The following is a 20,484-nucleotide window of genomic DNA, read 5'->3' on the forward strand; positions in this document are numbered from 1 at the left end:
CACGTCCGCTATTCGCCTCTCGGTGCCGACTGCTGCCAGTCGTCTTCCCACCCCTAATTCGCCGTAGCTCCGTTCAATCGGCAATGTCGGCTTTCCGGCAATCGCGAAACCCCGTTCAACGGCAGGAATGGTGCGCTTTGCCGATCGGCAAGTGTCAGCCCCATTTCTGCCGTTTGCGGGATAGCAAGACACGCCGACTGTAGCTTAATAAGGCACCGGTTCAGTCGTCCAATCCCTGCAATGCCCCTTCGCAGATCAGCGGAGATGATTGAAACGCGCAGCAGTCGATCAGGCGAGCTTCTTCCTCAACGCCTTGCTTGGTGTCGCCAGCGGAGGAAGTCTGCTGCCTTCGAACATCACCTAAAGAGTGTTCTCAACCCGAGATGAATTGGACTGTTCAGCCTCGGATTCTGCCTGCCGCGCCAGATCGTGCATTCGGCTCATGAGATCGCAGGTAATCTGGCGCTCCAGCGTCTCGGCAGCATTGCTGGGGCAGAACAGGGTGATGGCGACGCGGTACTTTCCGATGTCGGTGGTGCCAAAACGCACAGACACTAGTGCATCTTTGAGGTCGACAGCGCTGCGCCGCTCGATGGAGGCATTGACATGCTCGGCCTGCGCTCGGTGGGGAGCGTAGTGCTGATCGACGGTCGCCTCGATCATGTCTCGGTGCCCGAACACATTCGTGGTCGGCTCGAGCGTCAGCGAAAAACTATGATAGATGAAATCTCGCAAAAGTGAGAAATTGCGCACCGGCGTGTTGAGCAAGATGCTGTTGGGGATCACAACGGTCCGACCGGTGAACTGAAAATATTGGACGTTGCCATCGAATTCATGCAATGCGGTGACGAAGATGTTGTGGTCCACAACCTCGCCTCGCGAATTGCCGATTTCGATCCGATCTCCAATGGAGAAGGATCGGGTCGAGGCACGCAGGAACGACCCTGAAAAACACAGGATAAGTTCCTTGGTCGCCACCACAAGGGCAACTGCAACAGCGGTCAGCGAAAGGGCAAAGGTGCGAAGTTGCGGGGCCCAGATCAGCACCAGGCCAATCACGCCCAGGAGGAACAAGACGTTGCGGATCGTTGCGGACCAGCGACGCTGAATATGCGGACTGGCTTCCGTCTTGCTCCGGAGCAAGCGGGTGGCGACCAAGCGGATCACCACCAAGAGGCCGAGCAGGGCTATCGAGGCCGCGATGTCCAGCAGTGCGAGGCCGTCGAGTGCTGGCAGCGGCAATAAGAAATTGGTCGGGTCAGATCCCATTTATTCCTTCCATCATGAAGTCTGTACCCATATCAACCCAACAGCTTGCAAACCGAGCGGCGCGATCTTCGTGGCATAGTCGGCATACTTGTCCGCCCGCACCTGTGCTATCATAGCGATAGCCAAACATTCGAACCGATTGCATCTGGTCTGCGGAACAATGACGCTCACAAGGCACGCCCTCCCTGGGCCCGAAATTTCCGACGCAAAGCTCGATCCTTCGATCCAAGCTTTGACGTTGTCTGATGTTCGCATGCCTGGTGCACCGCTCGTCTACGTGAACCGCGGCTTTGAAAAAATGACAGGTTATGAACGCAGCGAAGTCATCGGGCAAAATTGTCGCTTTCTTCAAGGGCCAGATACGAGCTCAGACGCCATCGCGCAAATGAGGGCTGCAATCGCCAGTGGCGCCCCCTTGATCGTGGACGTGCTAAACTACCGAAAGAACGGCACTCCATTCTGGAACCGGCTCTCGCTGACGCCGGTCAAGGATCCTATGGGCAGAGCAACGCACTATATCGGCATCCAGAGTGACATTACACGAATGCGTTTCTTGCAAGAGCGTCTTCAGTTGATTGCACTTGACCTTGCGGCCACAGAAAAACACGAGCTCGACTGAGCCCCAATTTCGGAATTCGGCACGCGGTATCACCCTTTAACATAAAGGCCGTGCGGTCGATTCCCTGGACAGAGCCTTGGAATGGACTGGGATGCGTCCGGCGATATCGTGGTGGCCAGCTGGGCGTTCGGCTGCGGAAATGCGGTGAAAACTTCACGCGCAATCCTAAACCCGTTCTGCAAGGCCACATTGAGAGGATCTGCCGGTCGACTTGGCGAAATTTGCATGCCAAGTTTTTGCAGTATGCTTGATGTTCAACATACGCGATCCGGCCGTCGCGGAAAGCTCCTGCAGCAGGAAGCCCCAGTTTCGCCGACGCCGCGAGTTTGGCGACACGTTCCAAACGCTCAAATACAGGAGCACGAAATTTGATGGAGATCTGGGTACCGCTCTTTGGAGGGCTTGTCCTTTTGATCTTGGGCGGCGAACTGCTTGTGCGTGGCGCCGTGCAGGTTGCGACCCGTCTTGGTGTGTCGCCGCTAGTGATTGGACTGACCCTTGTCGGTTTTGGCACCTCTGCTCCGGAACTGGTCACCTCAGTGCAAGCAGCGCTCGCAAATGCGCCAGGCATCGCCTATGGCAACATCGTAGGTTCAAATATCGCAAATACGCTGCTGATCGCAGGTGTTGCAGCCACAATAAGCCCGATGATTATTGCCTCAACGGCGCTGAAACGCGATGGCGTTGTCATGCTTGCCGTCGTGACAGCCTTTGCCGCGATCGCATTTATTGTGCCGCTTGGCCGGGGCATTGGCGTCGTCTTTGTCGGTGCGCTTGTCGCCTATGTCTATCTTGCGTTCCGGCAAGAGCAATCATCAGCTCCCGATGGCCATGGGGCAATCTATGACAAGAGCCTCGCGCTACAAGAGACCGATACTGGCGTTGTACCGCCAGCGAAGATGGGCGGCTCCCTCCTCGTCTCAGGGCTGATCGCTTTGGGCGGTCTTGTCCTGGTCATTCTCGGCGGGCGGTTTCTCGTTGATGGGGCGGTATCACTGGCGCGCGGTTTAGGCATTGCGGAGACAGTCATTGGGTTGACCATTGTCGCGGTTGGCACGTCCATGCCCGAACTTGTAACCTCGGTTGTTGCCGGCCTCCGCAAGCAGGGCGATGTAGCGTTCGGAAACATCATAGGCTCGAACATCTATAACATCCTCGGCATCGGTGGCGTTACAGCCCTGATTGCACCTGGCGCAGTCCCCGCTGAGATTGTCGGCTTCGACAATCTCGTCATGGTCGGTGTATCTCTGGTGCTCGTACTCTTCGCGTGGACCGGACTGCGGATCGGCCGCAGGGAAGGGGCAGTTCTACTTGCCGGATACGTTGCCTATATCTATTTCGTCTGGCCGTAGGCTCTGGCTCCTATCTTCGCAGCATCGGCAGCCGAAGAGCGGCGACAAAGTATGAATCCTAGTCTGGCGGTCGCGCACATCGTGACAAAGGTTGTCTTCGCACGCAATTCAGCAGCGGCCAAACCACCTGACCTCTGATGGTCGCGCCCAGGCTTGGCACGCGCGCCGTCACGCTGTGGCACTCAACCTATGACCATATCTATTGGCGTGCAGACCGTGTCCTTGCTGACGGTAAGGGCAACGGGCGCATCTATGGTCGCGTATGCCTCATAGTGCGGGCCGCATCTTGCGGGCCAGGGGCAGTCCACCGCGGTTCGATTGGCGATTGGATCATGCGATGACGGCTGGCGCCGGGAGTAAGGTCGAAGCCCGGACCCGATTGCGTCCTTCATCCTTGGAGCGATAGAGCGCACGGTCAGCGCGTCCCATAGCATCATCTGGATTGTGATCGCCCTTTCGTAGAGCCGTCACACCGATGCTTGCAGTCAGGTTGATCGTTCCAGTTTCTACGTCCAGTGTAGATGAGGCGATCAGTGCGCGCAAACGCTCCGCGACCATGATGGCACCCCACTCATCAGTGCTGGGTAAAAGGACTGCGAACTCCTCCCCGCCAATCCGCGCTAACAGATCACGACGACGGATAGCGCACCTAAATTGCCCTGCAACGTGGCGAAGGGCTTCGTCGCCGGCCGCGTGTCCGTGTGTGTCGTTGATGGCTTTGAAGTGATCTAGGTCGACGATAAATAGACAGGCTGGCGTGCCATTGCGCTTGAGCCGCTCCAACGCCTTACCGGCTCCCGCTAGAAACCGCCTTCGGTTCTTAAGGCCAGTGAGCTCATCAGTTTCAGCAAGTTTTTTTAGTTCGAACTCCAGGAGCTTTCGGGACGTAATGTCTTGATGCGAGATAACCGCAACACTGGGGGTGTGGCCTATGGTACCCGTGTCAGGTGTGCGTAAGCGGGTCACGCGGGCAAGATACCAGTGCTGCTGCGTTGGTGAATGACAAGGATATTCAGTTTCAAATCTTTCGCAACGTCCCGCAAGCACATCCTCGACCCTGTCACCGAAGCGCTTGGCCGCACGGGCGTCTGTTCCCGTTGCGTGTCTGCAGGCGTCAAGATAGTTCTCACCAAGAAAGGCGCCCGCGCCACCATTGTCGCTCGAAAAGCGCCGCCAAGCCTCGTTGACGGCCACAATTACACCGTTGTGATCGACAACGCAGATGCTTGCTGTAAGTGCGTCGAGCACAGCGCCCGCTAGTTGCCGTTCCGATAACCAGTCCATTCCCATAGCTCCTTGGCGATTTGAGCTTAGGAGAACCTCCTTAAAGGCGACTTACGGGTGTTTGCGTCTTTGTTTGTTGTCGTGGCGGGCCTGGCGCTCCATTCCAGAGAGTTCGCGCGCGCGTCGCAATAGAGATTGCCTCGACTTGAGCGGACCGTCGTCTTCCGGGAAGTGCAGAAGACAGCCTGAATGGCAGGAATGGGGCGCTCAACGGTCTGTCCGGAAATGGGCCCTTAAGAAGCTTTTAGTCTAGCATCGACGCGATGGCGGCTGGCTGCCACAGCCGCTTTCGCGACAGGTATAGCGTTCCTTTTCGAGGAGCCACTGTCGAACCTTTTTTCAGCCGCTCGCGCGGCAGGTATTGGTAGCACACACAACCTAAACTACGCATGTTTTGCCAATCCTGATCAAGACTGGCGACTTTGACGCAAAGTTTAAGGGATCTGGAAGAAGTTTCCGCAGATGGAGCCCCTACTCCGCGCCCATGATTGACTCGTTGATCAGGTAGACCCTGACCTGATGCCCGCCAAGGAATTTCGAGTGGCTGAATTTGCCGTTCGTATCCGGTCCCTCCCCGTATCCCATATCGTGCAAAGCCCTCGCTGCGGTCGTCGTGTTCAGGCCCCTAAGTGCGTCGGTGAAAGCCTTCGGCTGTAGGGCATATGTGTGGCCCTGCCCTTCCGACCTTATGACAAACCCCGCCCGCTGATCGATTGAGTATTTGCTCGAAGCTTCCTGGAATCGTCCGAGATTGGCGAGAATATAGTCTCTCACTCGACGAGCAGCCTGCACGTCCTCCAGCGGTTTTGTGCCTCCGCGCTCTCTCAGCCAGGACTCGAAAAGCACCCGGGAACCATCGAAGGCGTCAGATGGGCTCCACGGTGCTACGCCAAGCTCGGCAGCGACTTGCGCGCCGATCGACGCCAGCGCCACACGTCGCGCCGCTCGGCCAATTTGGCCATCGGCAATGTCTTCCACGAGCATTTTTCGCTGATCCTCCAAACGCTTCGATAGCCGTTCGAAGTCAGACGGTTGCCATTCGACAACTCGTTGCAGAAAACTCTCAATTGGCCTGCCACCAATCCTGCGACAGGCGTCCTCGAGGTGCTCAGACAACGCCCGTCCGGTGCTGAACTCATGAAGTCTGTGATAAACTCCATGGCAGCCGGTATCGGCCGAAACGTCGAGAAACCGAACTTCCTGCCCGGCCATCGTATCGTCCGACTTGGCGAAGCGATCGGAAGATGCGAGGTCCGCAAGCGAGATTTCGCCGGTCGACAAAAATAGCAGCGACCAGCGGGCAGCTGGCCTTGCCTCACCGGCCCTATTGGCGCGTACCTTTCCAACGCCATTAGCCAGCATATAAACCGCTGCCAATGCCGATTTGGGCTCGCTTTCACCCAGTTCATCGAGAAGAAGAAGTCCGTCGTTGTGCCCGGTCGCGATCCCTTCAAGTCCGTTCGACGTCGCGCGCCATGTCTTCACGAAACTTCCGGAAACTGACCATACGCTCGATGCAGCCTTCAGAAGCACGCTCTTCCCGACGCTAGAAGGACCTCGGAAGTGGAATCCACCCCCGGGCTGACCAAGTGGGCGGAGAAGTGGTCCGGCGAACGCGGCACCCAGCGCAAGCAGAAGCAATGGATTACCTATGGCATACCTGCCAATGCTTTCCTGCCAGTCCTTAAGTGAGCCCCGCTGCTCAAGCCGGCTATTGCTCTCGGCCCGCGACTTGAAAATGAGGACACTCTGCTGTGCGCCGAAAACCCGACTTGCTGTGACATAATCAGCAGCATGCCAACCGCAACGATCCGTCATCGTCAGACGACGATTGCTCCGGACCCCTGAAAGGTAGCGAACAAGATGCGTTCGTGCAGTCCGACTAGGATCCGTCCGGAGACCACCGGACAACAACAGCGTTCGGACTGCTTCTCCCGTGGATTGAAGGCTGTCGAACGCGATATCTGCCGCGTGCTCGAAACCATCATCGTCGGTCCATGCCACGATGATACCCCATGACGTGCGAGCCTCGTCGCGACTTTGGGCCACGATACGCACTGGGTCACAGATGAAGACGGGATCTCCTTGTGAGCCATCTTCCACCGACGCAGATGGAACAAAGAACAGCCCCCTGTCCGTAGAGCGGTAACCGCCATGACTAACGTACTCGCCGCATTTGACCGACAGCTTTGCAGGTCCGGTCTGAAGCAGTTGAGATACGGGATCCAGCACATCCGGTTCGACCACTGCGGTGGGACTTTCGGGACCATCCGAAGTGTTCGTCGAATATGGAATTGCTTGATTGGCCCCAATCTGTCCGCCCGATGAGACGACCGTTTCCGTCAGCTGCTGTGCTAGCGCGCGCCGTGTCGTATCCATCGTCATGCGGCAATCCTAAAAACGTCCTGCAGCAGATCGTTGAAGTCCTGACCCGGACGACGAGGTGCATGTCGAGTGAACTCGACTCGCGGAGCCACAGAGTTCCAGCGAGCTACCAAGGAAGCCGCGGCTGCCTCCCCTGCCTTACGCCCGTTCTTGTCTGGAAGGTCTGCATCGACATAGAGGGTGACGGCCTCAATGCCGGTCAATGGGGGAAAGCCCGCAAGAGTCGATGCCGATAGAGTGGCCCAGACGGGCGGGCCACCTAGGAGGTGGTACGCAGAGAGGCAGGTTTCGACGCCTTCCCCCAGGGCCAGACCGACCGACACTTCTGCGTCGTCCCACAATTTCACGACGCCAGAGGATCCGAGAAGTCGAGCCGTCATCGTAGTTCCATCCCTGTCGATGAAACGGCGACCGTGAGCATCGAGAAAAGTTCGTTGCACGCCCCGAAACTCGTTGCTCTTTGGATCTACGAGCTTTGCGATCATTGCTCCGCATGGCCCGGAAAACCGCCGACGAGCCGGCATGTGCGACATTGCGCAATAGCGCACGCTATCGTCTTCAAGAACTCGTTCTGGAATTGCCTCGCCACAAAGTCGAAAGCGCAGATATTGCTCGGCCAATGATCCGGACAGATGGGAGGAGGCGTCCCATATTCGGCGTGCGTCCTCCAGCTTCTCCGGACGAGACGACCCCCGAGAAAATGACGGCTCAACTATTGTGGTTCGGTCAGCAACGCCAGTTTGATCGGCGACCCATCGCGCCGCGTCCCTGAGTGAAAGACCCTGCAACTTCTGAACGAGATCAAGGATGTCGCCATGTTCCCCGGACTCAAAGTCGCGCCACCGGCCCCTATTGTGCCCGGATACGCAGAGCGACAACGAAAGGTTCTTTCGCCATCTCCATTCTTCCTTGCTGGTCCAGACCGGCTCTCCCAACAGCATTTTGGCCATTCGGGGAGACGCCAAACGGGCCGCCTCGGCAATACTCTTGAAACTGGTTGAACTTGGCATGATGTCCTGTGTGCTTGTTCTGCACACGAGGATGGGTTCAGACCTGCTCAGTCGCTACCGCCAATAAGGTCAACTGGAGCAATAGTGGCAACAGCACAAAAAACCTCAATGAATCAGAAATTTGGCACCAAATCACCTCCGCCGATGTCGCCGAAACGTCGACATTGATGGAATCGTACGCGCCTTCCGCGACTCTAGCCATTTCACGAATTGGCCATAAACCTTTCCATCGTCGGGGTCCGTGGGGTCTGGACAAGCACTGGAATCCGAAAAGAAGCCTTCCAAGAGCTTCTGCTGAAGCGTGTTGCGTTTCGCCGGCGGTGGAACAACGGAATAGCGTGGTCCGCTTTCGCCGATGGCTGGTCCCGATGTCCCGGCTGCGGGCCAAATCGCCGCCACCTGGCTTTGCCGCAGCTCGACTGAAACGAAGTGCCTACGGGCATCCGTAGCAAAACGGAATGTGTCACCGTCCTTCGGACTCCAACCATGGCGAAGCTGAGACCATTCGCTCGGCTCAATCTCTCGAGGAATCCGGCGAGGAAATTCCACGCCAGTGGCTGTCAGGTGTCCCAGCGATAACTCGTTGATGAGTTCGGTGACAGCATCTGAAACACGCTCGCTCGGGGTCTCGCTGTGACCGACCGTAAATGGATACGTTCGATTGACTCGAGTCATGTCCGGCCGCGGCGGTACGCCGAGACGCCACCCGGTTGCCTTGCCATGCCCTATTCTGACTTCCTGCCAGACTTCCCGGACATCGTTGTAGTCCTGCATCTCGAGCAAGACTTCTTCCTGCGAGCGCCAGACGATCCATGCGACGACCATGGCGGGCGACCAAAAAGGAAGGGTTTCCAAGGAAAACAGAGAAGCATCCGGATCGGGCTGCCGCAAACTTGGCAGACCCGCCTTTTCGGCCAGCCGCTCCCCCTCGTCCGGAGTTAAGCTGCCCTTCTGAATGCTTTCGAGAATACTTCTTCTATCCATTTACAATCGTGTCACATCACTCCGGCCCGCGGCGCGGAAGAAGCAGCGCCTCAAAACACCAAAACACCGCGCCTGTAGATAGAACGAACAAGTACCAACGACAGAAACCCGTTCAAGAAGAATCTAAGAGGAAGGTGTAGGAGTGTTTGGTGTTTGGGATGCTTGAGGTCACCCAGAAACAGAAAATTCGACAAACACCCAACTGCAACGTGTGTTGGATTTTTTCTTGAACGGCCCTTCAAAAAGGACCTTCCGTTACGAATTCCCACACACTGAAACAGGTCATCCTGCCCCTGTAGAAGCCCATTTCGGCCTGTCGTTTGCAAAGCAAGTTTGACCCTCGCTGGAGACTGATACCGCCAATATATCCGGCGAGTCCCGGCGATGACTCCTTTCCGTGTTGTCGCCCCAGCATTTGCCTCACCCCGGCTTCGCTTGGACCACGTGGTGGTGCAGCGGCATCTCCTCTTCATTCGCCCGGCGCAAGGAGGGCGATAATGTCCTCACCTCAAAACGGTCCGCGATGAAACCGCTTCGGGCAGCCGCATCAAACTAACCAAGAGGATGCCCGCCAATGACGCGGGCGCCGCCGGCACGCTGATCTATGATCGCCGGCATACGCCATCACTCCCGCCGAGATGGCGCGGCTCACTGAGCGCAAGAAAACATGGCCAGAATGTGCGGCATGACCTGCTGGCAACCTGCTGACGAACCGCCAGCAGGGTCATAAACCGCCAAAATCCTCAATAATCTATCAAAAACAATCGCTTGCAGGCCGTCGATTTCGAGGTTTATCACGCCATCCACGACAACAGCGTGATGGCGTGACGGGTTAGTCGTCTGTCTGCGGGTCGCTGATCAGCATTTCCAGCGTCGGCCGCACGGCAATATCGGCGGCGGCGTCATACAGCAACACCAGCGAATCGAGACTATCGTCGATGACGATCCCGCGAAGCAACAGCTCGATATGCCGCTCGTCCATGGCCGCTGCTGCTGCCAGCGCAGCGGCGTCGATGCCGGCGTCTTCGGCCATCAAGATTATGCCGTTGATCAGCGACCATTTGATCCTGAGCAGCTTGAAATCGCGATCGTCGAGGCCGAGGAAATCTTGCATGTCGAATGGCATCACGGCCACTCTTTGAAGCGCTGGCGTTGCGTGACTTCCTTGACGATCTCAGCCAGCGGCCGCCAGCGTGCGCGCTTTGCGGCGGCTGCATATACGGCAATGAATTCGTCGAGGGGCACGTCGTTGGGCTTTTCGACAGCTGTATTCAGCCAGTCCTCCGGCATACCGAGAGCGCGCAGAAAAGCGGGTTGATCCCACGCAGCGGCGGCCTCTGTCGCGTAGACAATGGCTTTTGAAAGCTCCCATTTAAGCTCGCGGACTTCCGGCTTGTCGCCGCCGTCCATATCGACGTGATCGGCGGTGCCCGCGAGCTCGCGATATCGCTTCAGCACACGCTCAGTGTCGTCGATCAGCCTGCTGTATTCAGCGAGCTGCTCTCGGACCTGCTCGATATCAGGGCGGCGGTCGCCGCCGACGCGATCCACGATGACGATCTCGGGCACGCCGTCGACTGTGATGAGGGCGCCCTGATACTCGCACTCCCAGCCCGAATACGCGATGTCGAAGCATTCCAGGATCTCGATCTGTGCCCCCGGGAAGCGCTCAGCGAGTAGCCGGCGTGCACGCTCCAGCGCATGTTCATTGTCTGCCCAGCTAGCCACCTCAGATCTCCGTGACGTTCGCGTGAGCGTCGCAGCGCGTTGTCCACCATCCGCCCTTGCGGACTTTTCCAAGACCGCCGCAGACATCGCAGATGTAGTGTGAGATCATCTCCGCGGCTTCGATGACATCATCGCCATTGTCGCCGGGATGCCCGCTGTAGTAGATCCTCAGCCCCGCAAATTTTTCTTTGATCTGCGTCGTGTGCCAACGCTCGCCGGGCGCCAGCTCGGCGACATAACAGAAAGTCGCATCAAGCAGCCAGCTCCACCCCGGCCCGCAATCGCAGACGCTCGTGCAAGCGGCATGCTTCTCCGACAGCGAGTCCAAATCGTCGCGGTTCGGCATCGGCAGCGACAGCGTGAAGTCGTCGAAGCTGCTCCACCGCCGCTGCTGCATGCGCTGCACAAGGCCAGCAACGATCTCCCTGCGATGGCTGCTGTACGGCTTCTCGACTGGAATCGGTCCATGCGCGACCGTCACCGACAGCGACTCCGGCGTCGACCCGCTGACATTGAGCGAACGCAAGCCCCCCGGATCGGAGCGCAGCAGCGTCCGCATCAGTGTCTCAGTCTCTTGAATCATGCTCATGAGCGATCTCCGTGATACTCGGCGACGAGGCGACGCAGCGCCGGCGCATAACTGCACGACAGCGACGAGACGACGCGCAGCAGATTGATGTCAGACGGCTGCTCAAGAGCGGCCGTCGCGGCGTTGCGGGTGCGAGCGGAAGGACTGTGGACGGCGGCTTGGCGCAGCTTGTCGCGCAAGGTTTCCAGCCGCTCGTCGAGGACGTGTTCAAGGATTTCGGTGTTCATTTCAGCATCTCCCGAGGATCAGATCACGGCCATCGAGGACCACCTCGACGACCCTTCGGAGCTGCCGGATCGAACCCGACGTCCAAGCTTGCTTGATGAGCTCGAGCTCGTCCTGCGCCAGCGGCGGATACCACTGCCTGCCCACGCCTCGCTCTTCGGCGATGTCGCCGATGATGCGGTCGATGATTGGCCCGATATGCCGCCATTCCGGCGCCGGCACCCGCAGGACACGACAGCGGTCTTTGAGCGGCGCCGGGACGAGATCAATGTCATTCGCTGTGAGCAGGAAGCTGCACATCGACAGATCGCACTCGACTTCGAGGGCCGGGTCGACGAAACGCTTCGCCTGATCGCGTTCCAAGAGCGGCAGTAGCGCGTCAAATGCGGATCCGTTGTGCCGGCTCGACGACGCCTTGTCGACCTCGTCGAGGACGATCAAAGGATTGGCGATCTTCTTCTCGCGAATGAGCTGCAACACCGGCGTTTCGCGAGCGCTATGCCATTGCGCTGATGTGCCGCCGACAGATGCATCGGACGCGCCAGCGAGCGAGATCACGCGCCCGGGGACACCACATGCCTCTGCCATCGCCAGCGCCAGAGCGCTCTTGCCGGCGCCGGGGCTGCCGACAAGGATCGTGGGCCGAAACCGCACGAATTCGCTCGGCGCTAAGTCGCGCAGCATTACATCCACGACGTCGACTGTATGCTCGCCGCGTGCCACGAGCTTCGCCCGCGCTTCGACGAGATCCGGCCGCCGCACGAGCGGCAGCGGCTTGCCGGCGATGCCAGCCCAGCTCTTATAGATCTCGCCCTTATGCGTCTTGCCCGTTTCCGGCAGCTGCGGGACGACGATCATGCTCGACTTCGCTCGCTCGCGCAGGATACGCTGGCGCTCAAGCGGCGACATCTTCTCGCCCGCCGCAGGGAATTCGGCACGGTCCTCCAAGACCCGCGCGATCCATTCGTCATCGGTCTCGTCCAAGTCGTCGACGGGCTCAGGCTTGGCATCGTCCTTCGAGACAGCGACGAACTTCTCGCGCCGGCTGATGAGCTGGCTGAGCATTTGATCGCCGCGCTTGAAAGCCTCGTCTGGCGTCGAGCAGCGCTGCGCGTAGCCGATCCCCGTCGCTAGCGCGAAGCACCCCGTCAGGCCGGGGAAGACAGCGCGCGATAGGCAGATCGCGCTCAGACGCGACATGCATTCGGCATCGCCGAGCGCAGCCCGGTACCACAGCAGCCTGCCGACGACTTCCCTTGCATCTTCGGCGCGCTCTGCCGACCGCGAGCACTTCTGCGCGTTCTGCAGATTGAACTTTCGCGCCAAGCGCTCGAGGTCGCGCTGCAGGATGGAATCGAGTGGTGGCTGATCGGGGTCGGCGATGAGATCGTCGACGAAAAGCTGGCAGTCGCGCTCAGCGGATCGGCGAGCGAACGGCATGCCATGCATCCAGTCGAATACGTCCGGCAGGGCGCCGTTTACGATGGCTTCGATGCGAGTGATGCGTGCGCGATTTGTTTCGGCCGTAGCCGAATTGGGGGCGTCGGACATTTTGCGTCTCCGGTCTTTCGACCGCTACCGCGACGGCCTAGCCGTGCACAGCAACGATGGGAGGCGGCATACAGCACGCCGCCGCCGTTCAATCAATCAGTCCGTGAAGGAAAGGTAAAGAAATCCTTGCTCAGTCGATGTCGCGCCCGAGCAGCTTCTTGTAGCGGTGGGCCAACCACGCACCGATGACCTCGTCGTCGATATTAAATCTTTTGGCGTTGCGGATCGTGATGTCGAGCTCTTCGCCGAGATTGTACTGATTCAACGCGGACTGCTGATGCGCGATCTTGCCCGCAAGATCGTCGGGGATCTTGTTGCGCTCGGCGACATCGGGATCTTTCGACAGCATGCGCTGCAGCGTGCGTGGATTGATCCCGAGCCAGCGCGCGATCCTATTTGAGCTCCACTCCGGGAACACCAGCGCGAGCTTGAAATGCGTCAGGCTGCGACCGCGAACGTTGTGATCGGCAAGGGGGTCGAAATCGGGATCTTCGCTCATGCGCGCACGATAGATGACTCGCGTTCGCCGATCCAGCACGCTCGCTAAGCCATTCAAATGCAATGCGTTCTAGACATAATGCATTAGCAATTACGATTTTTTCGTATTTTCTATTGCAATGTGCTGGGGACGGAGCTATCTTCAAATCATCGGAACGGCATACCGCCTCCGATCAGACCCACGCCCTACATCGCCGCTGAGCGATACGGAGCATACGAGGACCACGACAATGACCAGCCACGCCTACAACATCGCCCACAGGCTCTCCGGCAACGACTTCGGCGTTTTCGTCGCCGACAGCCCGGAAGGCGCCCTTGACGCCATGGCCGTCGAAGCGGGCTACAAGTCTCACGCCGAAACCCCCGACGAATGCAGGGCCTCTGAAGACGACCTGATCGTCACGAACGTCGACGGCACTGTCGAAGATCTCGCCACTCAGCTGCGGCTCGCGGCGGCTGAATTCCAGAAGAGCGAAGCCAATGGCGCGCTGCCTACCGTTCTTTATGTGCAGATGTCGCATGAATACGGCTGGACCGCGGAATTCTCGCAGACGGAAAATCGCGAGATGGAGATGACTCGCTGGAGCACCGGTGACGACGTGACCGATCTCTACGTAGCTGCCACGACAGAGCATCGCGATGCCGTATTCGAATATGCCGGCGATATCCTCGGCGGCTGGGACAGCGACTGGACCGACGACTGATCGTCGATCGCCATCATCGGGGGCCGAGGCCCCCGTTCTTCTCCAGGAGACATCAATGACACGCACTCGCAAAGAGCGGATCGAGCTCGTCGCTGCGATCATCTTCGGACGCGCAGCGGATGGCGGCCCCGAAAAGGGCTGGATGTCGAAGCTGGCCCGCGCCCTAGACATCACGGAAGGCGCCGTCCGGTCGACGCTGACGAAAGACGAAAGCCCGATCTTTGATCGCAAGCTGCAAGACCTCGTGCACGCTCACAGCGTCACGATCATCGAAAATGCCCGGCTGCTCGACGAGCTCCAGCGCGAGCTGATGCTCGCGAATTATCTGAGCGCCGTCGCAGACGAAGAAAAGGAACAGGGGAAATGAACGCACGCGATTTGATCAATGCCGCCGACAAGGCAACAGACATCGTCTTGGACAACATGTTCGATGCCGCCAGCATCCTGAATCGGTCCGTTCAAACGAACGGATATGGGGTGCTGGTCTACCCGTCTGACGTGCGCGACCGGCTTATCGAAGCCAAGGAAAAGCTTGAGGAGGCGATCGCAGCGTATCGCAGCGTGAGCTGGCCGACCGGCGCCGACTACGATCAGCTCGAGGAGATCGAGGCCGAGGAAATGCGGCAACGGCAGATGGAAGAGGGATGGCTGTGATGACCTTCAGCGAATGGAAGCGGCTGTCGATGGTCCGACAATTCGTGCCTCAGATCGTCAAAATCGATCTAGAGCAGCTGTCGACGTGGCATCAGTACAAGGCCGCCGTCTATCACGCCGATCGCGAAAAGATCTTCGATCGCGTCGACAAGCTCTGCCGCGATCCGCTTGAGCGCGACGAGCTGATCGCGATTGCCGGCATCTGCTGGACGATGGACTACGCCAGCATCTCTCAGAAGATCGCGCAGCAAAGCGGCTTCGATGGTTTCCTGGCTGGCTTAAGCCATTGCGGCGACGAAGCCCGCGAAGTCATCGGCGGCGCTCTGCTGCAGCGCGACTAACAAACACGAATGCAAGAGGGGCCCGGTTGCCGGCGCCGCAAGCCCCTCCGACATAGCCGGCAAACGCTCAAACATGGAGACAGAGCATGAACATCGACCCCATCGATCTGAACGACGACGACGAGATCCTGGCAGCGCGGAAGGAGCCGTGGCGCATCGAGTATGCGCTCGCGCTCGATGTGCAAGACGCTCTCATCGATGATGAAGAGGGCCAGCTTTACTACGAGCTGTGCACGGAGATCGGGCTGCTGATCGAGTCCGACTCGACGCTGTCGGATCTTGCCGACGACGGCGTCATCAATGCCGATCGCGCCGGGGAGCTGGCGGAAGCCATCTATCTTGGCGCCCAGGCGAAGAGCTCCTACGGCTCAGCCGGTTTGGCGGAGAAGGCGAAGAAGGATGGTCGTGCTGCTGTGCTGCTGCAGATCCTCGCCGAAGCTGAGGAGGCAGCATGAGGACGATCAGACAGCCGCAGTGGCACAAAGCGAAGTGGCTCTATCACTGCCAGACCAGAAGGCTGTCCCTGGACGGCTTCCTGGGCCACGATCTCGTGCTCAATACTCGCATCGAGGGATACTGGATCGATAGCATGATCGAGTCTTTCGAAGTGAAAGACGATAATGACGAATTCGTCGGTATCGTTTTCAGCGTGCCAAACCCGATCGGTAGGCCGATCGGTTACGGCGAACGGGAGCGGAACAAGTTCGTCTGGCATGCGATCAACACGCGCTACAGAATGCCACTGCAGCCATGGGTGCGCAGCCGCCGCATGGCCGTCAATGCGCTGATCCATCGAGAAAAGGAGTACTGGAAGCGCCGGCGATCAAAGCGTGAGGCCGTCCCCGCCGATGACCTCGACGCCATCGCCGCCGCCTTCAGCTAACGACCGGCAACTCGACCCCCAAGCCGGCGCAATTCGCGCCGGCTTTTTCGTGCCGGTCGCACGTGGGTCGTCCTAAACTCGTCCTGGTGCCACATGAGTTGGAAGCCCAGAAAAGCAAAACCCCCGGTTTCCCGGGGGTTTGAATGGTAGCGGAGGAGGGATTTGAACCCCCGACACACGGATTATGATTCCGCTGCTCTAACCAACTGAGCTACTCCGCCCCAAAGGGCTATCGGCGAGCCGATGCGCGCTTAACTAAGTTTGCGGCCGCGTCCTGTCAAGCACTGCTGCGATCTGCTTCGGATTTTTCCAGGGCCCTCAGCATATCCCGCACCAGCGTCAGGTCGGCTTCGAACTTTGCCCGCTCCCGCTGGCGCATCCCGGCATCCGGGATGCGCAGCAGGTAGGATGGGTGATTGGTCACCAGGAGCACTGAACCATCAGCCATTTCAATGGGTTGACCACGCAAAGTGCTGATGGAAACGCTCGCTTTGCCCAGCAGGCTCTGCGCCGCCGTCGCGCCAAGGGCAACCACGAGCCGGGGCCGAACGAACTGCAATTCCAAATTGAGCCAGAATTTGCAGGCCTGGACCTCGCCCATATCGGGCCGCTGATGAATGCGACGCTTGCCGCGCGGCTCGAACTTGAAATGCTTGACGGCATTGGTGACATACACTCGTCCCCGGTCGATTCCAACCTTTTCGATAACTTCATCAAGCACTTGACCAGCCGGTCCGACGAACGGCCTGCCGGCGAGATCTTCCTGGTCGCCGGGCTGTTCGCCCACGAACATCACCTCTGCGCCACCGGGTCCCTCACCGAAAACGGCCTGAGTGGCCTGTTCGCAAAGCCGGCACCGGCGGCAATCCTGCACCGCCTCCCGCGCTGCGGCAAGCGAGGTAAGTTCATGATTTTTAACAGTTTCTGGCTGCTGCGCCAGTTGCCGGACATGGCGCGTCGGCGGCTGGGTGGCGGCGCGCCGGATCATCTCCTCCTCCATGACTTTCGCGTTCTGGATCAAGGGGTTGATGAGTTCGGCCTCGGGCAGGTTGCGCCAGTATTTGACCGGCATCTCGCTCTTCATCATCGCCACCTTGAGGCGGGCCGGATTGAAGATCGAGGCATAATAGGTCTTCCAATCGTCTTCCACTGCATCAGCGGATGGTACATCGGACTTGCGGCCGCCCGGGCCAAAGCTTAATTTTTCCAAATCCCACCAGGCACTTGCATAGGGTGTGACAATAGCCCAGCGCATGCCGGCAAAGCGGCGGGCAAAGAAAGGCGCGGTGGCCTCGAGGACGAAATGGTCGGGCTCGAACCAGGCGATGAAGCGCTCGTCCGCGCCTTCCCCTACGGACCGGAAGCGCACGAAGGCTTTCATCTTGTGCGCGTCGCGACGCACCGCCGAGGCCATATTTGCCAGCAGACTGTTGTCGCGATCGCCGGCATTGGTGAACAGATGTGGGTCCGATTGCAACCGCCAGAGCACCCGGTAGAGGATGGCGAAGCGATCCGGGTTGGCATGCTGGATGACGGAGGCGGCGAGGTCGATGAATTGTCGCGGCACTGAACCCACTGGGCCATCGGCAGAGGGCAGCATGTCGTCGCCTGCTTCGAATAGACCGTTTTCTTCCGACCCGGTCCGCCACACGACCTGGCTCGGCGCCATGCCGGCCACCAGCAGCCGACGCGCCTTGGCGCGCCACTCCGCGAGGTCATTGGGTTTTTCAAGTCGTACCGCCAGCATCAGAAGAGGCTCAACTGGGTGGGGGGCGGCACGAGCTTTTGCCGGAGCTTGGCATCGTCGAGCGTCGTCCCCGGCGTCCAGTCGGCACAGGTGATGAAGGGCCGCACCTTGTCGATGGAGGCCGTCATGCGAGCCACGTCGGCCAGGGTCAGGCGGTGGTGGCGACGGGAGGTGAGGATGCGGTCGACGGCGTTGATGCCGAGCCCCGGAATGCGCAACAGCCGCTCGCGGTCGGCCCGGTTGACGTCCAGGGGGAAGTCATGGCGGTGCTTGAGCGCCCAGGCCAGTTTCGGATCCACGGCAAGGTCGAGATCGCCCGCCTCGCCGCCCGCAACGATTTCGGGCACGTCGAACCCATAGAAGCGGATCAGCCAGTCGGCCTGGTAGAGCCGGTGCTCGCGCATCAGCGGCGGCGGTTTCAGCGGCAGGCGGGAGCTGGCGTCGGGAATGGGCGAGAAGGCGGAGTAATAGACGCGCTTGAGGCGGTAGCCGGAATAGAGCCCCGCTGCGCGCGTGAGGATAGCGGCATCATTGGCCCCGTCGGCGCCGACGATCATCTGCGTCGATTGCCCGGCCGGCGCGAATTTTGCCGGTTTGGCCTTGCTCTTGCCCTCGGGCATTGCCTCATCGAGCTTGCCGCGCAATCGCGCCATGGCGGTACGGATTTCGGAAGGGCGCTTTTCCGGCGCGAATTGCTCCAGCGCGCCGTCGGTGGGCAGTTCGATATTGGTGGAGAGCCGGTCGGCCCAACGCCCCGCTTCAACCAGCAGTTCGGGCGCGGCATTGGGAATGACCTTGAGATGGATATAGCCGGCAAACAGGTGCTGCTCGCGCAAGGTCCGCGCCACCAGCACCATCTGCTCCATCGTATAATCGGGCGAACGGATGATGCCGGAGGAAAGGAACAGGCCCTCGATATAATTGCGCCGGTAGAAGTCGAGCGTGAGGCGCACCACCTCCTCGACCGAGAACCGCGCCCGCTGCACGTTGGAGGAGGAGCGGTTGATGCAATAAGCGCAGTCATAGACGCAGAAATTGGTCATCAGCAGTTTCAGGAGGCTGATGCAGCGGCCGTCCGGCGCATAGGAATGGCAGATGCCACTGCCCTCGGTGGAGCCGATCCCTCTGGTGCCAGAAGAATTGCGTTTTTCGCTGCCGCTCGAGGCGCAGGACGCATCGTATTTGGCAGCATCGGCCAGAATGGCAAGTTTTCGAGTGAGATTCAGCGCGACCATGTGTTCATCCTTTGTTCTTGTTGTAGAGGATGAAACGGCCGGGCGCATGTAACTATGACATAGGACGCAAACTTGTGATGGGACTGACGCCAGACGAGCGATGAAATCCCTAGCGTCTGAATATCCACCACGCGTCACCCTCGGGCTTGACCCGAGGGGCACTTCACTTGGCGATTTCATCGCGGGCAGCGCGAACTTGGCCTTCAGAAGTTCAGGGCCCTCGGGTCAAGCCCGAGGGTGATGCGTGGTGGGTCTGGCAACGTTGTGGATGGCCCCACAACAACGACCTCCCACGGGAGCTATGCGCGGATCGTTCAATAATAGACACCAGTGAGTTGCGATTGGTTCGCTAGCCAAAGCTACGACCAGTCCATACATTCACCCTCGAACGACGGCGCCGGATGCGCCGCCCCACGAACTGGCCGGCTCTGGCTTGAGCCGCCGAGGAGAAACGAAATGACCCTTGAACTTGGCGGCATCCATCACCTGACCGCCGTGACCGCCGACGCCCCCAGGAACCTGGCCTTCTACACCAAGACCTTGGGCATGCGCCTGATCAAGAAGACCGTGAACCAGGACGACACGACCGCCTATCACCTCTTCTATGGCGACGGCGTTGCCTCGCCCGGCGCGGACCTCACCTTCTTTGATTTCCCCACCCTGCGCGAACAGCGCGGCAACCACACGGTGGGCCGCACGGGCCTCCGCGTCGACAGCGAAGCGACGCTGCAGTGGTGGAAGGAGCATCTGGAAGCCAACAAGGTGTCGACCTCGGGCATCAAGGAACGCTTCGGCCATGTCTCCCTTGATTTCGAGGACTTCGAAGGCCAGCGCTTCCGCTTCGTGGTCGATGACAAGAACAAGGTCGTCCCCTGGGCCAAGTCCCCCGTCCCGGAAGACAAGCAGATCATCGGCCTCGGGCCCATCACCCTATCGGTGCCGGCGCTCGAACCAACCGACGCCATGCTGACCCGCGTCATGAACATGCGGCAGGTGCGGCATTACCCGGCGCGCGAACGCAATGGCGAGGTCTTTGTCTATGAAATGGGTCCGGGCGGTCCGGGTGCGGAACTGCACGTCTCAGTCGATCCGAGCCTGCCGCGTGCCCGCCCCGGCGCCGGTGGCGTGCACCACGTCGCCTTCCGCACCCCGGACCAGGAGTCCTTGCGCGAATGGATCGAGCGGGTGAACAGCTTTGGCATCCGCTCCTCGGGCGAAGTCGAGCGCTTCTACTTCACCTCGCTCTACTTCCGTGAGCCCAACGGCATCCTGTTCGAGATCGCCACCGACGTTCCCGGCTTTGCCGCCGACGAACCGATGGAAACCCTGGGCGAAAGCCTCTCGCTGCCGCCCTTCCTCGAAGGCAGGCGCGCCCAGATCGAGGCAGGATTGAAGCCGCTGGTTTGAAGTATACCTCTCCCTTTGG

At 59.5% G+C, this 20,484-nt stretch carries 22 protein-coding genes and 1 tRNA gene; 9 read left to right on the forward strand and 14 right to left on the reverse strand.

The genetic code is table 11. The features are described from left to right. Nucleotides 1–360 precede the first annotated feature (360 nt). Nucleotides 361–1,269: a mechanosensitive ion channel family protein gene (locus tag MQW79_RS09855; protein ID WP_104893306.1), complete on the reverse strand. Its 909-nt coding sequence runs from the start codon at nucleotides 1,267–1,269 to the stop codon at nucleotides 361–363. A gap of 160 nt (nucleotides 1,270–1,429) precedes the next feature. Between MQW79_RS09855 and MQW79_RS09860 the strand changes: the two genes are divergently transcribed. Continuing rightward, entirely contained in the window at nucleotides 1,430–1,888 is a 459-nt protein-coding gene (locus MQW79_RS09860) for a PAS domain-containing protein (RefSeq protein ID WP_104893305.1), read from the forward strand. A gap of 371 nt (nucleotides 1,889–2,259) precedes the next feature. Beyond that, nucleotides 2,260–3,240 (forward strand): calcium/sodium antiporter, encoded by a 981-nt coding sequence (locus MQW79_RS09865; RefSeq protein WP_104893304.1) that lies wholly within the window; start codon nucleotides 2,260–2,262, stop codon nucleotides 3,238–3,240. A gap of 330 nt (nucleotides 3,241–3,570) precedes the next feature. On the opposite strand, the gene MQW79_RS09870 is transcribed toward MQW79_RS09865, so the two are convergent. From MQW79_RS09870 to MQW79_RS09915, 10 genes are all read right to left on the reverse strand, one after another. After that, nucleotides 3,571–4,524: a sensor domain-containing diguanylate cyclase gene (locus tag MQW79_RS09870; protein ID WP_476584322.1), complete on the reverse strand. Its 954-nt coding sequence runs from the start codon at nucleotides 4,522–4,524 to the stop codon at nucleotides 3,571–3,573. Between the two features lie 471 nt (nucleotides 4,525–4,995). Further along, nucleotides 4,996–6,909 carry a DUF927 domain-containing protein gene (locus MQW79_RS09875; RefSeq protein WP_476584323.1) on the reverse strand — a complete coding sequence of 638 codons (1,914 nt, stop codon included), beginning with the start codon at nucleotides 6,907–6,909 and terminating at the stop codon, nucleotides 4,996–4,998. After that, nucleotides 6,906–7,859, reverse strand: a complete 954-nt coding sequence (locus tag MQW79_RS09880) for a DUF7146 domain-containing protein (protein WP_476584324.1) — start codon at nucleotides 7,857–7,859, stop codon at nucleotides 6,906–6,908. The genes MQW79_RS09875 and MQW79_RS09880 overlap by 4 nt, the downstream gene beginning before the upstream one ends. Nucleotides 7,860–8,051: 192 nt before the next feature. Continuing rightward, the gene (locus tag MQW79_RS09885; protein ID WP_476584325.1) at nucleotides 8,052–8,903 is read right to left on the reverse strand and encodes a hypothetical protein; all 852 of its coding nucleotides are present in this window, start codon (nucleotides 8,901–8,903) and stop codon (nucleotides 8,052–8,054) included. A gap of 832 nt (nucleotides 8,904–9,735) precedes the next feature. Next, the gene (locus MQW79_RS09890) at nucleotides 9,736–10,029 is read right to left on the reverse strand and encodes a hypothetical protein (protein ID WP_476584326.1); all 294 of its coding nucleotides are present in this window, start codon (nucleotides 10,027–10,029) and stop codon (nucleotides 9,736–9,738) included. Beyond that, nucleotides 10,029–10,631: a hypothetical protein gene (locus MQW79_RS09895; protein WP_476584327.1), complete on the reverse strand. Its 603-nt coding sequence runs from the start codon at nucleotides 10,629–10,631 to the stop codon at nucleotides 10,029–10,031. The genes MQW79_RS09890 and MQW79_RS09895 overlap by 1 nt, the downstream gene beginning before the upstream one ends. Nucleotide 10,632: 1 nt before the next feature. Then, entirely contained in the window at nucleotides 10,633–11,220 is a 588-nt protein-coding gene (locus tag MQW79_RS09900) for a hypothetical protein (RefSeq protein ID WP_476584328.1), read from the reverse strand. Further along, complete coding sequence (locus tag MQW79_RS09905; protein WP_476584329.1) at nucleotides 11,217–11,447, reverse strand: hypothetical protein; 231 nt, start codon at nucleotides 11,445–11,447, stop codon at nucleotides 11,217–11,219. The genes MQW79_RS09900 and MQW79_RS09905 overlap by 4 nt, the downstream gene beginning before the upstream one ends. A 1-nt stretch (nucleotide 11,448) precedes the next feature. Further along, nucleotides 11,449–12,996: an AAA family ATPase gene (locus tag MQW79_RS09910; protein WP_476584330.1), complete on the reverse strand. Its 1,548-nt coding sequence runs from the start codon at nucleotides 12,994–12,996 to the stop codon at nucleotides 11,449–11,451. Between the two features lie 130 nt (nucleotides 12,997–13,126). After that, a complete protein-coding gene (locus tag MQW79_RS09915; RefSeq protein WP_476584331.1) occupies nucleotides 13,127–13,495 on the reverse strand; it encodes a hypothetical protein in 369 nt (122 codons plus the stop codon). Between the two features lie 229 nt (nucleotides 13,496–13,724). On the opposite strand from MQW79_RS09915, the gene MQW79_RS09920 reads away from it, so the two are divergent. From MQW79_RS09920 to MQW79_RS09945, 6 genes are all read left to right on the forward strand, one after another. After that, nucleotides 13,725–14,198 carry a hypothetical protein gene (locus MQW79_RS09920; RefSeq protein WP_476584332.1) on the forward strand — a complete coding sequence of 158 codons (474 nt, stop codon included), beginning with the start codon at nucleotides 13,725–13,727 and terminating at the stop codon, nucleotides 14,196–14,198. A gap of 55 nt (nucleotides 14,199–14,253) precedes the next feature. After that, on the forward strand, nucleotides 14,254–14,565 hold the full coding sequence (locus tag MQW79_RS09925; protein ID WP_476584333.1) for a hypothetical protein: 312 nt from the start codon (nucleotides 14,254–14,256) through the stop codon (nucleotides 14,563–14,565). Continuing rightward, nucleotides 14,562–14,852: a hypothetical protein gene (locus tag MQW79_RS09930; RefSeq protein WP_476584334.1), complete on the forward strand. Its 291-nt coding sequence runs from the start codon at nucleotides 14,562–14,564 to the stop codon at nucleotides 14,850–14,852. The genes MQW79_RS09925 and MQW79_RS09930 overlap by 4 nt, the downstream gene beginning before the upstream one ends. Then, nucleotides 14,852–15,193, forward strand: coding sequence for a hypothetical protein (locus tag MQW79_RS09935; RefSeq protein ID WP_476584335.1), 342 nt, complete (start codon nucleotides 14,852–14,854; stop codon nucleotides 15,191–15,193). Before MQW79_RS09930 ends, MQW79_RS09935 begins: the two co-directional genes overlap by 1 nt. An 86-nt stretch (nucleotides 15,194–15,279) precedes the next feature. After that, nucleotides 15,280–15,648, forward strand: a complete 369-nt coding sequence (locus MQW79_RS09940; protein ID WP_476584336.1) for a hypothetical protein — start codon at nucleotides 15,280–15,282, stop codon at nucleotides 15,646–15,648. Further along, the gene (locus tag MQW79_RS09945) at nucleotides 15,645–16,076 is read left to right on the forward strand and encodes a hypothetical protein (protein ID WP_476584337.1); all 432 of its coding nucleotides are present in this window, start codon (nucleotides 15,645–15,647) and stop codon (nucleotides 16,074–16,076) included. The genes MQW79_RS09940 and MQW79_RS09945 overlap by 4 nt, the downstream gene beginning before the upstream one ends. A gap of 144 nt (nucleotides 16,077–16,220) precedes the next feature. Here MQW79_RS09945 and MQW79_RS09950 read toward each other — a convergent pair. The 3 genes from MQW79_RS09950 to MQW79_RS09960 all read right to left on the reverse strand — a co-directional run bounded on the left by MQW79_RS09950 (nucleotide 16,221) and on the right by MQW79_RS09960 (nucleotide 19,058). Next, nucleotides 16,221–16,297, reverse strand: a tRNA-Met gene (locus MQW79_RS09950). A 56-nt stretch (nucleotides 16,298–16,353) separates the two neighbouring features. Continuing rightward, nucleotides 16,354–17,823 carry a UdgX family uracil-DNA binding protein gene (locus MQW79_RS09955; RefSeq protein ID WP_476584338.1) on the reverse strand — a complete coding sequence of 490 codons (1,470 nt, stop codon included), beginning with the start codon at nucleotides 17,821–17,823 and terminating at the stop codon, nucleotides 16,354–16,356. Further along, complete coding sequence (locus MQW79_RS09960; protein WP_476584339.1) at nucleotides 17,823–19,058, reverse strand: putative DNA modification/repair radical SAM protein; 1,236 nt, start codon at nucleotides 19,056–19,058, stop codon at nucleotides 17,823–17,825. Before MQW79_RS09960 ends, MQW79_RS09955 begins: the two co-directional genes overlap by 1 nt. Before the next feature lie 456 nt (nucleotides 19,059–19,514). Here MQW79_RS09960 and MQW79_RS09965 point away from each other — a divergent pair, with 456 nt between their 5' ends. Further along, a complete protein-coding gene (locus tag MQW79_RS09965) occupies nucleotides 19,515–20,465 on the forward strand; it encodes a ring-cleaving dioxygenase (RefSeq protein WP_476584340.1) in 951 nt (316 codons plus the stop codon). Nucleotides 20,466–20,484 lie beyond the last annotated feature (19 nt).

Source organism: Devosia sp. Micro-HW1, from assembly GCF_056341075.1.